Genomic DNA, 15,591 nt, shown 5'->3' on the forward strand with positions numbered 1-15,591 from the left:
ACTCGCATTAGGCTTGCAGCAAGCGGTCGAAGCTCGCTTGCGCCTCGTAACGGATTTTCTCCTCATCCAGCAACGTGCATTCGCCGTTTTTGAGAACTTGGCGACCGTCGATCCACACATGCGCAACATCGCGTCCAGATCCGGAATAAACCAAATGCGAGATCATATCTGTTTTCGGATAGAAATGCGGCTGTTCAATATCAATAGCGATGAAATCGGCTTTCATTCCTACCTTAAGGCTGCCGATTTGATCCTGCTGCCAGATGGACTTAGCGCCATAAACCGTACCCAGCTTTAATGCCTCGTAAGCAGGAATTGCGGTAGGATCGCCGGAAACGCCTTTATGCAGCAGCGCTGCCATACGAATTTCCTCGAACAAATCCAAATTGTTATTGCTTGCAACGCTGTCTGTTCCAAGTGAAACGGTAACACCTGCGCGAATCAAGTCTGGTACGCGCGCGATGCCGCTCGCCAGCTTAAGATTGCTGACCGGATTATGCGATACCGCTACTCCTTTTGCAGCTAGAAGCTCGATTTCGGCATCATTTAAATGAACCGCATGCGCAACGAGCGATGGGCGCGAGAAGAAACCAAGGCGATCCAAATGCTCGACCGGACGAAGCCCATAATCTTTAACATTTTGCTCAACCTCTGCAATGGTTTCGGACATATGCGTATGCAGCGGCAGATCATAATCATGTGCGGCTTGGACGAAGCGTTCGATATATTCCGGCGGGCAAGTATATGGCGCATGCGGTGAAATCATCGTCGTAATGCGTCCATCCGCTTTGCCGTTCCAATCACGGGCGAAAGCAATCGCTTCAGCAAGCTTAGACTCTTGCACATCCGGCGGGCATAGGCCAATTACGCCTCTTGTCAAAACGCCGCGAATGCCGCTTTGATCAACCATTTGAGCCACTTGATCCATCCGGTCGTACATGTCCACGAATGCTGTCGTGCCTGAGCGCAGCATTTCTACGATAGCAAGCGCGCTGCCGGCACGTGTATCTTGGTCGACATATTTGCCTTCCATCGGCCACATTTTCTGCTCCAGCCATACTTGCAGATTTTGATCATCGGAGTATCCCCGAAGCAAGCTCATCGCTGCATGACCATGCGTATTAATAAGTCCCGGCATAAATGCCAGCTTGCTTCCGTCGATTTTTTGAACGTCCTCTGAGAGCTGCTCCGGCGCCGCCGTACCTATGTAGGTAATTCGGTCGTTCGTAACGACCATATGTCCTTTAAATGTTGGATTTGCGTCATCCATCGTAACGAACAAACCATTTTCAATCCAAATCTGACTCATCCTTTGACTCTCCTTCTCTAACCAAATAGTAGGCTAAGCTAAGCAATTCCTTCGTAAAATCCGCATTGTGTATCCGAATTTCATCGGGTACCCGCAGGATGGCAGGCGCAAAATTTAGAATGCCCTCCACACCCGCTTCGACGAACTGATTTGCAACGTTTTGCGCTTCGAAGGCAGGTACCGTTATGATGCCTATTCTTATCTTCTGCTCCGCAACGGTTTTGACCAGCTCGCTCATAGGCAGCACGATCAAATTGTTGATGCTCGTTCCGATCTTGCTTGGATGCACATCGAATACGGCCGTAATCTGCATATTATCCTTTGAATATTTATTGTAATTGCATAAGGCATGCCCCAAATTACCGGCTCCCACCAGTGCAACTTTGATTGTCTGATCAACCTTCAAAATCTGCCTTATCTTCTCGATTAGATAAACAACGTCATAACCGACACCCTTGCGCCCAAAATCGCCGAAATAGGCAAGATCCTTTCGGATCTGAGCAGGGTTAAGATCAAGCTTCACGCCCAAATCCTGTGAAGAAACGGTCTGAATTTCGCGATTATGCATCTCATTCAATACTTGGAGATAAATCGGAAGCCTCCTGACGACAGCCTCCGATATTTTTGTTTGCTTCATCGCTTATCCTCCTCTGCACTTGACGCTACTTGACTAACCTGCAGTACTCCTGGCTTCTCGTCCGATAACCATTCGCGCATTCGAACAATCATTTGGTCCGTATGCATCGTTTCGATTTTTGGACCTGGCAAAGAATACAAGAAATGTTTTCCATAATACGTGTCAATGACTCTCGTATCGTAAATGATGACAATGCCCTTGTCTTGCGACGTTCTTACAAGCCTGCCAAAGCCCTGTTTAAAACGGATTACCGCTTGGGGTATGGACAGCTTCATAAACGGATTTTGCTTTTGGCGCTGCAGCATTTCAGCTTTAGCTTCTGCCAATGGATGGTTTGGCGGCTGAAAAGGCAGTCTGACGATTGCCAAGCAAATCAAAGCCTCGCCAGGGATGTCTACACCCTCCCAGAAGCTGCTTGTGCCAAGCAATACAGATTCAGGCGTTTGGCGGAATCTTCTCGTAAGCTTCGTTCGGTTGCCGCTGTCGATCCCTTGGCCCAGCACTTGAATGCCGGAAGCGCTTAGCATCTCTTTGAGCGGCTCATAAACTTGCTTCAACATGCGGTAGGATGTGAAAAGGACGAGCATCCTGCCCTGTGTTTCCTTCGCCGCGTCACCGAGTGATTTTACAAGCATCTCCAGATAAGAATCATCCACTGCAGCGCCTCTTAATACCGGGAAATTACGCGGGATAACGACAAGCGCCTGCTCCCTATAATTAAAAGGCGAAGGAAGCTGAACGGTTTTTAGCCGCCCTTGCTCTTCATAACCCGTAAGTCCTAGCTGCTCAGCCGCATATTGGAAAGATTTCTGGACGGATAACGTTGCTGACGTTAACACGATGCTTTCTTTTACATCAAAGAAATATTTTTGCAGCTGAGCGCTTACATCAACAGGCACGCCGTACAGGTGCACAGACCGGTAACGATAAGTGCTGCTTGCTTCGATCCAGAATACCGAATCCGCCAAATCGAGCTTAATAAACGTCCGCAGCTCATCCTTCAGCCGTGATAAATCACGGACCGCACCGTTCAAATCGGTTATGATCGCCTGCACGCTAGGATCGTCGACGCGGTCCTTAATATCCGTAACCATCTTGTCAACGGTTCGTGTAACGCGGTTCAGCTCCGTATGCAAGTTTCCTTCAACCGTTACGCCATCCTCCCAGCTCGCAGGAAGCTCGTTTTTCTTAAGACGGCATACGGTTTGCCCGTTCTCGGTTGGACCGTCTGAAGAAGTCGCCGTGAAGCTGTAAAGCATCTCGAACAGCTTATCCCAATGCTCCTTGATCTCTTGAAAAATAGGAATGACCGTATCAATCGTCTCCAGCCATGAAGCTTGATGAGCATCATCCTCATACATCAGCTTTTGGCGGAGCGCTGGCAATAAGCCTGACCGGCTGTCCTTAAATAAGCGAAGCACAGCCTGCGTCAAAGAGAAATAGTTGATTTGCATGCCAAGATGCTTTCCTGCCACCTCTTCGACATGATGCGCTTCATCAATAATAAGATGAGTATAGGTTGGAAGCAAACGATGGTCCGCTTGGACGTCCGTAAACAGCATCGAATGGTTCGTAATCGTAACGTCGGCAATATTGGATTCGTGTTTTGCCCGGTGATAAAAGCATCTTTTGAACCATGGGCATGCCCGGTTTAGGCAGGAATCCGTATCGCTCGCTACAGTTGACCAAAAGTCAGCGCCTTTGTTGCCAAAATTCAGCTCCTCTTGATCTCCTGTTTCCGTTTCGCCTAGCCAAACAACCATCTGCGCGGCAGTTACCGTATCCTCAATCGGCGATACCAAATCCTTCGTATTTACTTTCCCTTCGAATTTGCGGAGGCACAAGTAATTGCCTCGCCCTTTGAAGATAGAAGCTCTAAATTCGAAAGGTAAAATCTCTTCGAGCAGCGGGATATCACGCTGCCTGAGCTGCTCTTGCAAATTAATCGTATGCGTGCTAACGACAACCTTTTTGCCGTTCTGAATGCCATAGTATAGAGCCGGAATCAAATAACCTAATGACTTCCCCGTACCTGTCCCAGCTTCAATAAGCAAATGCTGATTTTGATTAAGCGCACTGTATACCTCTTGAAACATCGCTACCTGCGCTTCACGCTCTTCATAATTTTCGAACTTTTGTTCAAAACGTTGCCTGACCTCAGCTAAATAATTGTCGAAAGAAACATCCGTCAGCGGCAAAGCGTCGCTGCTCCCTGCGCGTGCAGGCTGCTCGTCGCTCCATTCGCGTACCTTCATCGCGAATTGATTAAAGTAGTCGTATTCATTTGATTCAAAAACGGTTCGATACTCCATCTGCTGCTGCGTATGCTTAATAAACCAGCTCAAATCGCTGCCATCATCCACAAGCGCAGACAGCCGCTGCAAAGTGAGCAGCGGCAATTTGCGTAGCTTTGTAATCGATTCGATCAGCAATTGCGCGGTTGCCCGCGCATCGCTGTCGGCACGATGATGCTGATCATGCTGTATACCGAAGAGCTCAGAAACGGCTCCAAGCTGATACGTATTAATTGTAGGATATAATATGCGAAGCAATTCAATGGTATCGAGCCTGCGCCCGGCAAAAGAACGCAAACCGCAGCGTACCAGCGCTTGGTTCAAAAACCCTGCGTCAAAGCCGACATTGTGTGCGACAAGTACCGCGTCGTCCAATAAGGGGACAAGCTTCGCGATTACCTCGTTTAGCCTTGGAGCATCCGCAACGACCGATTCATCAATGCCGGTTAATTGTGTAATGAAGGCCGGTATTGGGATGTTAGGCCGAACAAAGGAGCTAAACGTATCGATGATTTCAAGCTCATCGGAAACGATGACCAGACCAACTTGCAAAATGTCATCCTCGTGGCCATGTCCCGTCGTTTCTAAGTCCAATACTGCAAATTTCATTCATTCCCCGATCCTCTCACAAACAGCACAGCTCCGTGCTTCCGAAATATAACGATAATTGCTTGGGTGTTTCCTGGCATGACTTCAAATTGTTGAGCGGATCCTTGAAGCTTGGGCAGACCTCGTAAGCCTTTTTGAATAACAGCTCCGCTTGCGCCAAATTCATGCGCACCGCTTGAATGCACCCTAGCGCATTATAGCCCATAGCGAGCCATTTGGGAAAGTCCGTCAACGCAATCAACAGTTGAAAATGCCGCTGCGCTTCATTCCAATTTTGGAGATGCATATGAGTCATGCCCAAAAACAGTCTAGCCAAGTTACATTCCGGCGATTGTATAATAGCCGTTTGAAATTGTACCGCTGCTTGCGAAAACATAAATAACTTATAATAGCCTTGACCTTTGGAAATAATCGACGCAAGCTCGTCTGGTATTTCTAAATCAGCTGAATTGCATGGTATTGCAGATGCTGCAGCCTCGCCATGCACGGGTGCGACCAGTTGAGGCTTTGCAGCTGTGGCTAACTCGCCTTGCTGATCCTTGAACTCAGCAAACTTCTCCTCGAATTCAAGCCACTGCGCAATAAACGTATCGCTAACTTTTTTTAATTCATTCATTTGTTCTTCGAATTGCTGCTTTTCCTGTGCGCCTGCACCCTCATACTGTTCAATAATTTGATCAAGCATGTCGTTCATGGATGAAAACATATGCTGGAACATACCGCATCCCGCCTTCGCCAAAGAATTAAGGAGTGTTATGTTCATTTTTTGTTTTAACGGCGCTTTTCATACGGTGTCCCATTCGTTACATAACGCAGGGATTAACGTATCCGATTCGCAAGTTACAGGATAGTCGCGTGAAGCTCTTCATTCAACATTTGCAGCGGGCGATTGTTGGCATCTAGGATCGTAACGATTGGTTTGTGCTGCTTTGCCTCTTCGTCCGTCATCATTGCGTATGAAATAATAATAACCTGATCGCCTGGCTGTACTTGCCTTGCCGCTGCACCATTTAAGCAAATGACGCCTGAGCCTCGCTCGCCTGTAATGACATAGGTTTCAAAGCGCGCTCCATTGTTGTTGTTTACGATTTGAACCTTTTCGTTCTCCCAAATGTTTGCCGCATCCATCAAGTTCTCGTCAATGGTAATGCTACCTACATAGTTCAGGTTCGCTTCCGTGACGGTTGCCCGGTGCAGCTTTGACTTCATCATCGTTCTGAACATGCTCATTCACCTCCGCTGCTTGTATTAATTGATTATCGATAAGACGCGTAGTACCAAATTTTACGGCAAGCGCCAATATTAACGGTTGTTTAATGGATTGAATTAGAGCTATCGCTTCCGGTGCCTGCAAGGATGGGTAATGCAGCAATTCTACATAATCGATCACCGCTTCGCTTGCTTTGCTCAGCTCGACTTTAACCTTCGCTTGAAGGCGCTCAACGGTCATTTCCGGCTCCTCCGCCCATTCAGAGGCTTGCTGGAGCGTTTTTGATAAAATGACGGCCTGTCCGCGCTGCTCGGCGTTAAGATATACGTTTCTAGAGCTAAGTGCAAGCCCATCCGGCTCGCGTACGATTGGGCATGGAACAATTTGCACAGGGAAGTTAAGATCATGGACCATTTGCTCAATAACCGCCACCTGCTGCGCATCCTTCATGCCGAAATAAGCGCGGTCCGGCGCGACCAGATGAAACAATTTACTGACAACCGTTCCAACGCCATCAAAATGGCCGGGTCTCGATGCGCCGCATAAACGATCGGTAACCTGATTGACGATGACCATCGTAAGCGGCTTGCTCGGATACATTTCCTCAACGGAAGGGATAAAGACGATATCGGTTCCGCATTCTTCAGCCAGCGCCAAGTCCCGCTTCTCATCGCGCGGATAACGATCCAAATCTTCGTTTGGCCCGAATTGCAGCGGATTTACGAAGATGCTAAGAACGGCAACCTCACATTCTGAGCGCGCTTGGCGCAGCAGCGAGGCATGGCCCTCATGCAAATAACCCATCGTCGGAACAAGTCCAACTTTTTTATTTGCTTGGCGGAGGTTCGACAACTGCTCTTTGAGCTCCGCTTTCGTCCGGCAGATGATCATGGCAGAGGAACCTCCTTTTTTGGCTCGCTTTTATCCGCTTGTTCATTCTTTGCCGCATTCGAATCAGCACTGCCGTACAACGAAGGAATAGCTGCTGCCGGCTGAGCGGAGAAAACATGCTCCTCTGCAGGGAAAACGCCCGTTTTTACTTCGTCGACATAAGATTGAATGGCATTTCTAATCGTCGTTCCGATATCCGCATAGGTTTTCACGAATTTTTTCTCAAAGTAAGGTGATGAATATTGCAAAATATCATGGTAAACGAGCACCTGCCCATCACAGCCGCGGCCTGCGCCGATGCCGATAATCGGTATCGTAAGAACATCGCTGATCATCGTGGCAAGCGACTCGGGCACAAGCTCGATAACAATACTGAAAGCGCCTGCTTCCTCCAATGCCTTCGCGTCTTTGATCAACTGCTGAGCTTCCGAATCCAGCTTGCCTTGCACCTTATAGCCGCCAAGCTGATGAACCGATTGCGGGGTAAGCCCGATATGCCCCATTACCGGTATGCCTGCTTTCACAAGCGCCGCAACATCAGAAGCGATCTCTTCGCCGCCTTCAAGCTTTACCGCTTGGGCGCCGCCTTCTTGCATAATCTTCGCTGCATTGCGCAGCGTGGATTCGCGGCCGATGCCATAGGTCATAAACGGCATATCGGCAACGATGAACGTATGCTGGGCACCCCTAGCAACCGCTCTTGTATGATAAACGATATCGTCGATCGTTACGGGTATCGTCGTGTCATAACCCAGCACGACATTCCCGAGTGAATCGCCGACCAGTATAACATCAATTCCAGCTTCTTCAGCAAGCTTGGCTGAAGGATAATCATAAGCTGTCAATACGGAAATCGCATTGCGGTCCTGCTTCATCTTCTTCATATTCGTAATCGTCAGTCGTTTCCTCATCAGCTTCATCCCCTTTTCAATGATAGGATAAACACAAAAAAACCTTTTAGCCGCTGCTAAAAAGGTCCCCAAACTGAAAAGGAAACGTTTGCTTGTTGTGCTTCCTTCTGTCTCGGTCCCTACGGCTCAGAGCAGAGTGTGCATTCCCAACCATTTACATATTTTTTGTTCGTCATCAGTGCAGCTTCCGTTAGAATACCGCCCGATAACACTAGTTTACCAAACTTTCTGCAATCCGTAAACGGCTTGAAACGCGCTATAGAGGTTCGCCCATTTCTGCGGAGAAAACAGGCTTCACCGTTCCGTCCGCAAGCTGAATTCGGATCGCCCCGCTCTCATCAAGCCCGATAGGAATACCCGTAATATCACCTTGAGGCGTTATAAGCCTTGCAGTCTTGCCAAGCGATACCGACAACGCTTCCCAGAGCGTAATGATCGGACTAAACCCTTGCTCTTGGTAAAGGAAATAAAGCTGTTCCCATTCCTTCAGAAACTCGGCGATAATATCCTCCCGCACCCATTTTTGCTCCGCGCTGATGCGAAGGGAAGTTGCCTTCTCCAGCAATTCCACGGGATAGTCGGCTTCTTCTAAATTTACGCTAATGCCGATGCCTGCAATTACATAACGCAAACGTTCATCCTCAGCAGCTGATTCAAGCAATATTCCGCTTATTTTTTTCCCGCCGATGAGCAGGTCATTTGGCCATTTGATGCCGATAGGCAAAGAAGTAACCCGCTTCAAGCTTCTGCATAACGCGACAGCCGTCAATAACGTAAGCTGCGGCGCAAAATGAATCGGCACGGATGGACGCATCACCATACTCATCCAAACGCCCTTGCCGCGTGGCGATACCCAGTTGCGCCCCATCCGGCCGCGTCCGCTGACCTGCTGCTCCGCTAGAAATAACGTACCTTCCGCAGCGCCTTCTTCTGCTGCTGCGCGAGCGAGATTTTGCGTAGATTCCACCGTTTCAAAATAATGAATCGTCTTGCCAAAAGCGCTTGTATTCAAGCGGCTTGTCAGCTCTTCGACAGCAAGGTTGTCCGGAACGCTAAGCAACCGGTAGCCGAGCCTTCTAGACGCTTCAAAATGATAGCCTGCTGCTTCCAGCTTGCGGATTTGCTTCCAGATCGCAGTCCGGCTAACGCCGAGCTCTTGGCTCATGCTTTCTCCCGATATGTATTCACCTGGCCTGTCCTCAAACAAGCGAAGCAAGGGCTCATGATTCATTCCAATCCCTCCTAAACTAAAAGCGAAGAAGGACTGAGTTCCCAGTCCTCCTGCTTATTTCCACTGTGATGCTTGCTTAAGAAGCGTTTCCTTTTGATTTTCCAACTCTCCCAATGCTACCATTTGGAGCAACCGTCCAAGAAACTCTTTTACCCAAGGTCCCGCATCTTTTTGCATATGGCTCGTTAAATCTCTACCGCTTATTTTAAGCTGTTTTAGCGAAGTGACAGGAATATCTTCAAGCCAACCGTTCAAACGGTTTAGAAGGTCGCTTGAGAAGATCTCCGGCGCTGCATGAACCTTACGCATGATCACGAGCCACTCGCCAGCTTCAAGCTTTCCAAATCGGATGATGATATCCAGCCAGAACGCATGCAGCTCATTTATATCGGCTTGCTTCGACCTTATTTCCATACATTTATGGATTTCTATTATCGTTAAAATAAACTTGCTGCGCGAATTGGAAAATCGAAGAACTTGAAGCGCTTGCTTAGCAGCATCACTTGAAATCCTAAGCGCAATAGCAATCGCGGCCCAGCGTCCATCGATTGACTCCACCTCATGCAGCAAGCTAAAGAGATTTCTTGCTTTGCCGCTCTGGTAAGCTTCTTTCATCGATATAGCCGCTTCGTCCGGAAAAGGCTCCTTCAAATGAAACAGCAATTCGCTTGCCGCAACATACCGAAGCGCTCTCTGCGGATCTGCGCCGGCAAGCATTTTGTCTAGCTCTACCTGTACACGTTCCATTGCGATAAATTCAAGCAATTCCCGATGGCGGATAATCGCTCTCCACGTGCGAAATGCAGGGACCAACTGATAAACGCCAATGAAACGGACAGCTCTCATCATCCGCAGCGCATCCTCTTGAAAGCGCGCTTCAGGGTCGCCTACAGAGCGAATCGTCTTATTTTGCAAATCATGCATGCCGCCATATGGATCATATAGCTCGCCGTCCTCGGCAAGCGCCATGGCGTTCATCGTGAAATCCCGCCTAAGCAGATCTCCGTCAAGTTCCGTTATATAGAGCACGCTCTCCGGTTTACGATGGGCTTCATAAGCGGATTCCTGTCTAAACGTCGTAACCTCATAGGTGACGTCTTCATGGATGACCGTAATCGTGCCATGTTGCAAACCCGTCGGTATGCAGCGCTCAAAAAGCTCTAGCACCTGCTCCGGACGGGCTGAAGTTGCAATATCGACATCCTTGATTGGCAAGCCTAATAATGAATCCCGCACTGCGCCGCCCACAAAGACGGCTTCGAAATGATGTTCTCGAAGCCGCTGAACGATGGGCAATGCGGATAAAATCGGTTCAGGAAACGAAAGCCGCATCATACTCACCTTTCTTGGCAGCAGCTACCTCTTAATCGCTGCAGACGGCAATCGGCAAGTCTGCCTCGATGCCAAGCACCCGATAATAAATTTCCTCATATTGCGTCGTTATTACGTCATTGCAGAACTCATTTCTAGCTCTGAATATGCAGGCTTGTTTAAACTGCTCGTGCAGCTTCTCATTTGTAAGGAGCCGTTCAACGTTTTTCGCCATGTCCTCTACATCGCCTATTGGCGACAAGAATCCTGTCTCACCGTGCGTAATCAGCTCGGGAATGCCCCCTGCATCCGATCCGACAGTCGGAACGCCGCAGGCCATCGCCTCAAGCGCCACTAAGCCGAAGCTTTCCTTCTCCGAAGGAAGCAGCAGCACATCCGCCATCGAGATGACCTGTGCGACATCCTCCTGCTTGCCAAGGAAATGAACGCGATCCTCAAGACCAAGCTGCCTGATCCGGCACTGGATCTTGGAAAGCTCTGGCCCTTCGCCCACGAGCAAGAGCTTAGAAGGCACCTTCTCTGATACGCGTGCAAAAATATCAACCACATCGCCAACACGTTTTACGGGGCGGAAGTTGGATATATGCATCAAGATTTTCTCGTTCGGCGCCGCGTAATCCGCTCGAAGCGATACGACATCCCTTGGGTAATACACACGCTTATCGACAAAATTATAAGTTAAGTCAATAGGTGTGGTGATATCAAGCAGCTGCCTCGTTTCATTGATTAGATCCTTGGATACGGCCGTAACGGCATCGCTTTGGTGGATGGCAAGACGGATCAGGTTCTTTAACGATTCATCCTGCGCCAGCACCGTAATATCGGTACCGTGAAGCGTCGTCACCGTTTTAAGTCCATCCCCGTTCATCTGCTTCGCCAAATAAGCACAAACCGCATGGGGTACCGCATAATGTACATGGAGCAGATCAAGCTGCTGCATTTTGGCTACCTGCGCCATTTTGCTCGCCAAAGCTAAATCATACGGCGGATAGCGGAACACATAATAATCATTGACCTCTACTTCATGGAAAAAAATATTTTTATTAAAGTGTCCCAACCGAAAAGGAATACTGTGCGTTATAAAATGAATTTCATGGCCGCGTTCTGCCAGCAGCTTACCAAGCTCAGTAGCCACGACTCCCGATCCGCCCAAGGTTGGGTAACAGGTTATGCCAATCTTTAATTTTCTCGCCACTGTTGTCGCGCCTCCTGTGTTCGTCACGTATAACTATTGTATTACACAAGAGCTGTACGATTTGTCAAAAAAATTGTACGGCGTGTGGGCGCTTTAAAGCAAAGCCCTCCGCATACGACCAGCCTCTTGCTTGTCCAAGCAGCGAATCACGCGCTTCCACTCGCTCTACATAACGGTTCGTGAGCGGTGTTGCCACACGGTCTGATCCGGCTGCCGCTGCATCAAATTGCGAACGATAAGCCAAAAGCGCGTTACGCTTCGTCTCATGGAAATCACTAATATCAACGATCAAGGACACTTGATCAACGTCATTTATATAATAATAAATAAGCTGCGACACTTGCACCGCAGGCAGCTCCGGCATATACCTTCGAAGCTTGGCATTAAACACAGCCTCTTCAATCAATTGGCTTGTTGCCACATGATCGGGATGACGGTCTACCCAATATGGTGCAAAAATGATGCGCGGCTTAAATGTACGAATTTCAGATACAATTTGCTCAATCTGATTTCTTGTAGGCTCTAGCCCCCGGTCAGGCAGTCCAAGATTGGAACGCATACTAAGCCCAAGCACCTTAGAAGCCTCAGCCGCTTCCTGCTTTCGCAGCTCCACCGTGCCGTTTGACGACATCTCAGCCTCAGTCAAATCACAGACGCCGACTTTGAAGCCGGCTTGCACATGCTTCGCGATCGTACCGCCCATTCCAATCTCGGCATCGTCAGCATGTGCGCCAAAAACGAGAATATCTAGCGATTCGGTCATTCGGCAACACCCGGTTTATATTTATGGACAAGCTCCCGCCATGCGAAGTCTCCGCGCTCAAGCGCCTTTACGAGCAATTCAGCAGTCGCAATATTGGTCGCAACCGGAATTCCCTGAACATCGCATAAACGAAGCAATGCAATAATGTCGGGCTCATGAGGCTGAGCCATCAGAGGGTCGCGCAAAAAAATAATTAAATCCATCTCATTTTGAGCCACTAGCGCTCCAATTTGTTGGTCGCCGCCTAGCGGGCCCGACATGAACCGATGGATGGACAAGTTGGTTTGCTCCATAATACGCGTGCCTGTCGTACCTGTCGAATACAGCTTATGCGGAACAAAAACCTTCTCATATGCGATTACAAAATTTACGATTTCCTCTTTTTTTCGATCATGCGCGATAAATGCTATGTTTAACATGCCGTTCCCCTCTCCTGGTGACGAAATACCTAGTCCATGATATGTTCGAAGCCGTAAATTAAACCGCTGTATGTCATAACCTTCTTCACGGCTACATTGACACCTGGCATATATCCTGCGCGGTCATAGGAATCATGACGAATCTTAAGCGTCTGGCCGTTGCCTCCGAATACGACCTCCTGCTGTGCAAATACGCCTGGAAGTCTCACGCTATGTATGCGGAATCCGTTGTAATAGCCGCCGCGAGCGCCTTCTATTACCTCTTCCTCATTTGGATTGCCTTGGCGCAATTCCTTGCGAACCTGCGAGATCAACTCAGCGGTCTTGATCGAAGTGCCTGACGGCGCATCCAGCTTTTGATCGCCGTGATATTCGATAATTTCCACATGCGGCAAATATTTTGAAGCCTCAGCCGCAAATTTCATCATCAAAATAGCTCCGATTGAGAAGTTTGGCGCTATAAGGCCGCCAATCCCTTTTTCTTGGCAAAGCTCGTCCAGCTCCTCGATCTGTTCCGGCGTAAATCCGGTTGTCCCGATTATGGGACGCACGCCAAACCCAATCGATGTTTTGGTGTTGCTATAGGCTACCTGGGGCACTGTAAAATCGACCAGCACATCGGCATTCGAGCTGCTGAGCGCCTCTTCAAGCGTAGCGCTAACAATGACTCCTGTATTTGCTTTACCGGCAAACAAGCCAGCGTCAACAGGACCCGCTGAAGGAGCGACGGCCGCAACCAATTGAAGCGTCTCGTCCTCCAGCACCATTTTGACAACCTCGCGCCCCATTCTTCCGCTTGCGCCAGCTACTGCCACTCGTATTTTTTGTGTCGTCATGCTTATCACCTGTTCCTTTTTCTTTTTCGTACGTTTATGCGCAAGTGCTGCATGCGTCGCTTTCGGTTCACGTCGGCAAACAATCTTCTCGCTGCTGAATGGCTTGGATCAAGCCGCATCGCTTCCCTTGCGTTACTGGCAGCCTTATCGTATTGATTAAGGGCAGCGTATATCACTCCAAGCGTATAAAATGCATCAAAGCTAAGCGGGTCTAGCGAGCTCGCACGATCCAGCAGCTCTGCTGCTTCGACAAGCTTCGGCGGTACCTTCGCTAGCAAAAGGTCCGCTTCAGCCAGCAGTATCCTAGCTTCAACGGTTTGTAAATGATATTTGTATTCCGCATGCTCAGGATCCAGCCTTAAAGCTGACTCCGCATGCTGCTTCGCTTTCGCCCATTTGCCGCTGCGAGCGCATGACACGGCGCATGTGTGATAATAAAATGCATTTTCCGGTTCGGCTTCGATCGCCTGCTCGAACCAATATATCGCTTGCTCGAAATCGCTGTTAAAGATGAATTCATAAGCTTTTTTGATGCAGCTCTCTCCATCCATCCGCCCATCCTCCTTGTACACAGGTTGATGGTACAGCATATGTTAGGAGCTTGTTTACAGTTCGGTTATTTTCTTCGTCCACCGATTCGCATCACGAGTTGTAAACTTATGCATGACTTTATTATGCGCTTCCGTTAAATCAATATTGAGCGAATTCGCAAAACAAGAAAGAATAAATAAAATATCGCCAAGCTCCATTTCAACGGAATTATCCGCCTCATCCGCTTTTTTGGGCTTTTCTCCATAGAAGTGGTTCACTTCGCGAGCAAGCTCCCCTACTTCCTCTGACATTCTGGCCATCAGGGCAAGCGGGCTGAAGTAGCCTTCTTTAAATTGAGAAATGTAATCATCTACTTCTCGCTGAATATCTGACAATGTTTTTTCCGACATCGAAACATTTCCTTTCTGTCGATAGCTATACTTCACTATGTTAACGTAAAGGCCTATTTAAAATCAATGTTTTTTGATTGATGATATTTAGCCATACTACATGTAAGTCATTGTTAGCCATTCGAAAATAGAAACTGAACGGGGTTGCCAAATATGCTACAGCAATTGCGGTTGATTATTCCCATCATGATCGGCACTGCTATCTATGCGTTTGGGCTGCACTATTTTGTCATTCCAAACCAGCTTATGGAGGGGGGTGTTACAGGCATCGCCGTCTTACTCAACTATGCTGCTGGACTCCCGCTATCCATCTCTACATTAGTACTCAACATCCCCTTGTTCTTTCTGGGCTGGAAGGCGCTTGGACGCGGGCAAATGTTGTATACGCTTATTGGCGTTATATCCTTATCCTGCTTCCTTGCGCTTATGGAACAGCTGATTGACCGCGAATGGGTCATCCCGTTCCACGGCACCAACGACTATATGCTCGTAGCTCTCTATGCCGGCGTATCCCTTGGGACAGGACTCGGCATCGTATTTCGATTTGGCGGAACAACCGGAGGCGTAGACATTATCGCGCGCATCGTTTCTCGTTCAAAGGGAATGAGCATGGGACAAATTATCCTTTCATTTGATGCCTTCATCATCGGAATTTCTTTGTTTTATATTACGATTGAAAAGGTGCTTTACACCCTTGTGACGGTGTTTATTGCCTCAAAGCTGATAGACTTCATTCAGGATGGCGCCTATGCAGCCAAATCTTTTTCGATCATATCCGAGCATGGCGAAGCGATCTCCGATCAAATATCGCTTGAGCTTGAACGCGGCGTCACCCTTATCCCCGCAAAAGGCGCTTTCTCCGGACAACAAAAAGAGGTCGTCTATTGCGTCGTCCAGCGGCAAGAAATACGCCGGCTGAAAACGATCGTCCGCAATATCGACCCCAAAGCTTTTATCGTCATTAATGAAGTGCATGATGTGCTTGGCGAAGGTTTTAAAGAAGAATAACCGCT

General features: G+C 48.5%; 16 protein-coding genes. 1 reads left to right on the forward strand and 15 read right to left on the reverse strand.

The genetic code is table 11. The features are described from left to right. Positions 1 to 7: 7 nt before the first annotated feature. The 15 genes from A7975_RS06635 to A7975_RS06705 all read right to left on the reverse strand — a co-directional run bounded on the left by A7975_RS06635 (position 8) and on the right by A7975_RS06705 (position 14,578). Positions 8 to 1,309: an amidohydrolase gene (locus A7975_RS06635; protein WP_053376359.1), complete on the reverse strand. Its 1,302-nt coding sequence runs from the start codon at positions 1,307 to 1,309 to the stop codon at positions 8 to 10. Then, positions 1,290 to 1,946, reverse strand: a complete 657-nt coding sequence (locus A7975_RS06640; protein WP_053376360.1) for a redox-sensing transcriptional repressor Rex — start codon at positions 1,944 to 1,946, stop codon at positions 1,290 to 1,292. Before A7975_RS06640 ends, A7975_RS06635 begins: the two co-directional genes overlap by 20 nt. Continuing rightward, positions 1,943 to 4,849 (reverse strand): ATP-dependent DNA helicase DinG, encoded by a 2,907-nt coding sequence (gene dinG / locus A7975_RS06645; protein ID WP_065384553.1) that lies wholly within the window; start codon positions 4,847 to 4,849, stop codon positions 1,943 to 1,945. Before dinG ends, A7975_RS06640 begins: the two co-directional genes overlap by 4 nt. 16 nt (positions 4,850 to 4,865) lie before the next feature. Further along, positions 4,866 to 5,567: a tetratricopeptide repeat protein gene (locus A7975_RS06650; RefSeq protein WP_053376362.1), complete on the reverse strand. Its 702-nt coding sequence runs from the start codon at positions 5,565 to 5,567 to the stop codon at positions 4,866 to 4,868. 122 nt (positions 5,568 to 5,689) lie between these two features. Beyond that, on the reverse strand, positions 5,690 to 6,073 hold the full coding sequence (gene panD, locus A7975_RS06655) for an aspartate 1-decarboxylase (RefSeq protein WP_053376363.1): 384 nt from the start codon (positions 6,071 to 6,073) through the stop codon (positions 5,690 to 5,692). Then, positions 6,000 to 6,950 carry a pantoate--beta-alanine ligase gene (panC, locus tag A7975_RS06660; protein ID WP_065384554.1) on the reverse strand — a complete coding sequence of 317 codons (951 nt, stop codon included), beginning with the start codon at positions 6,948 to 6,950 and terminating at the stop codon, positions 6,000 to 6,002. The genes panD and panC overlap by 74 nt, the downstream gene beginning before the upstream one ends. Beyond that, entirely contained in the window at positions 6,947 to 7,861 is a 915-nt protein-coding gene (gene panB / locus A7975_RS06665) for a 3-methyl-2-oxobutanoate hydroxymethyltransferase (RefSeq protein ID WP_065384555.1), read from the reverse strand. Before panB ends, panC begins: the two co-directional genes overlap by 4 nt. A 256-nt stretch (positions 7,862 to 8,117) precedes the next feature. After that, complete coding sequence (locus A7975_RS06670) at positions 8,118 to 9,092, reverse strand: biotin--[acetyl-CoA-carboxylase] ligase (protein ID WP_065384556.1); 975 nt, start codon at positions 9,090 to 9,092, stop codon at positions 8,118 to 8,120. 54 nt (positions 9,093 to 9,146) lie between these two features. Next, entirely contained in the window at positions 9,147 to 10,427 is a 1,281-nt protein-coding gene (locus tag A7975_RS06675; RefSeq protein ID WP_082198003.1) for a CCA tRNA nucleotidyltransferase, read from the reverse strand. Between the two features lie 28 nt (positions 10,428 to 10,455). After that, positions 10,456 to 11,619, reverse strand: a complete 1,164-nt coding sequence (gene bshA / locus A7975_RS06680; protein ID WP_065384558.1) for an N-acetyl-alpha-D-glucosaminyl L-malate synthase BshA — start codon at positions 11,617 to 11,619, stop codon at positions 10,456 to 10,458. 64 nt (positions 11,620 to 11,683) lie between these two features. Further along, on the reverse strand, positions 11,684 to 12,382 hold the full coding sequence (gene bshB1, locus A7975_RS06685) for a bacillithiol biosynthesis deacetylase BshB1 (protein WP_053376368.1): 699 nt from the start codon (positions 12,380 to 12,382) through the stop codon (positions 11,684 to 11,686). Next, positions 12,379 to 12,801 (reverse strand): methylglyoxal synthase, encoded by a 423-nt coding sequence (locus A7975_RS06690; RefSeq protein WP_053376369.1) that lies wholly within the window; start codon positions 12,799 to 12,801, stop codon positions 12,379 to 12,381. The genes bshB1 and A7975_RS06690 overlap by 4 nt, the downstream gene beginning before the upstream one ends. Positions 12,802 to 12,830: 29 nt before the next feature. Then, complete coding sequence (gene dapB / locus A7975_RS06695) at positions 12,831 to 13,637, reverse strand: 4-hydroxy-tetrahydrodipicolinate reductase (RefSeq protein WP_065384559.1); 807 nt, start codon at positions 13,635 to 13,637, stop codon at positions 12,831 to 12,833. A gap of 5 nt (positions 13,638 to 13,642) precedes the next feature. Further along, positions 13,643 to 14,188 carry a tetratricopeptide repeat protein gene (locus A7975_RS06700; RefSeq protein ID WP_053376371.1) on the reverse strand — a complete coding sequence of 182 codons (546 nt, stop codon included), beginning with the start codon at positions 14,186 to 14,188 and terminating at the stop codon, positions 13,643 to 13,645. A 54-nt stretch (positions 14,189 to 14,242) separates the two neighbouring features. Next, entirely contained in the window at positions 14,243 to 14,578 is a 336-nt protein-coding gene (locus A7975_RS06705) for a nucleotide pyrophosphohydrolase (protein WP_053376372.1), read from the reverse strand. A gap of 153 nt (positions 14,579 to 14,731) precedes the next feature. Here A7975_RS06705 and A7975_RS06710 point away from each other — a divergent pair, with 153 nt between their 5' ends. Beyond that, on the forward strand, positions 14,732 to 15,586 hold the full coding sequence (locus A7975_RS06710) for a YitT family protein (protein WP_065384560.1): 855 nt from the start codon (positions 14,732 to 14,734) through the stop codon (positions 15,584 to 15,586). Positions 15,587 to 15,591: the final 5 nt, after the last annotated feature.

The sequence above is a fragment of the Bacillus sp. FJAT-26390 genome (assembly GCF_001682865.1).
Taxonomy (GTDB): domain Bacteria; phylum Bacillota; class Bacilli; order Paenibacillales; family Paenibacillaceae; genus Pristimantibacillus.

Excerpts from the sequence above, each read along its gene's own strand:
- A7975_RS06635 (WP_053376359.1), bottom strand. The coding sequence starts at position 1,309 with ATGAGTCAGATTTGGATTGAAAATGGTTTGTTCGTTACGATGGATGAC.
- A7975_RS06640 (WP_053376360.1), bottom strand. The coding sequence starts at position 1,946 with ATGAAGCAAACAAAAATATCGGAGGCTGTCGTCAGGAGGCTTCCGATT.
- dinG (WP_065384553.1), bottom strand. The coding sequence starts at position 4,849 with ATGAAATTTGCAGTATTGGACTTAGAAACGACGGGACATGGCCACGAG.
- A7975_RS06650 (WP_053376362.1), bottom strand. The coding sequence starts at position 5,567 with ATGTTCCAGCATATGTTTTCATCCATGAACGACATGCTTGATCAAATT.
- panD (WP_053376363.1), bottom strand. The coding sequence starts at position 6,073 with ATGTTCAGAACGATGATGAAGTCAAAGCTGCACCGGGCAACCGTCACG.
- panC (WP_065384554.1), bottom strand. The coding sequence starts at position 6,950 with ATGATCATCTGCCGGACGAAAGCGGAGCTCAAAGAGCAGTTGTCGAAC.
- panB (WP_065384555.1), bottom strand. The coding sequence starts at position 7,861 with ATGAGGAAACGACTGACGATTACGAATATGAAGAAGATGAAGCAGGAC.
- A7975_RS06670 (WP_065384556.1), bottom strand. The coding sequence starts at position 9,092 with ATGAATCATGAGCCCTTGCTTCGCTTGTTTGAGGACAGGCCAGGTGAA.
- A7975_RS06675 (WP_082198003.1), bottom strand. The coding sequence starts at position 10,427 with ATGATGCGGCTTTCGTTTCCTGAACCGATTTTATCCGCATTGCCCATC.
- bshB1 (WP_053376368.1), bottom strand. The coding sequence starts at position 12,382 with ATGACCGAATCGCTAGATATTCTCGTTTTTGGCGCACATGCTGACGAT.
- A7975_RS06690 (WP_053376369.1), bottom strand. The coding sequence starts at position 12,801 with ATGTTAAACATAGCATTTATCGCGCATGATCGAAAAAAAGAGGAAATC.
- dapB (WP_065384559.1), bottom strand. The coding sequence starts at position 13,637 with ATGACGACACAAAAAATACGAGTGGCAGTAGCTGGCGCAAGCGGAAGA.
- A7975_RS06700 (WP_053376371.1), bottom strand. The coding sequence starts at position 14,188 with ATGGATGGAGAGAGCTGCATCAAAAAAGCTTATGAATTCATCTTTAAC.
- A7975_RS06705 (WP_053376372.1), bottom strand. The coding sequence starts at position 14,578 with ATGTCGGAAAAAACATTGTCAGATATTCAGCGAGAAGTAGATGATTAC.
- A7975_RS06710 (WP_065384560.1), top strand. The coding sequence starts at position 14,732 with ATGCTACAGCAATTGCGGTTGATTATTCCCATCATGATCGGCACTGCT.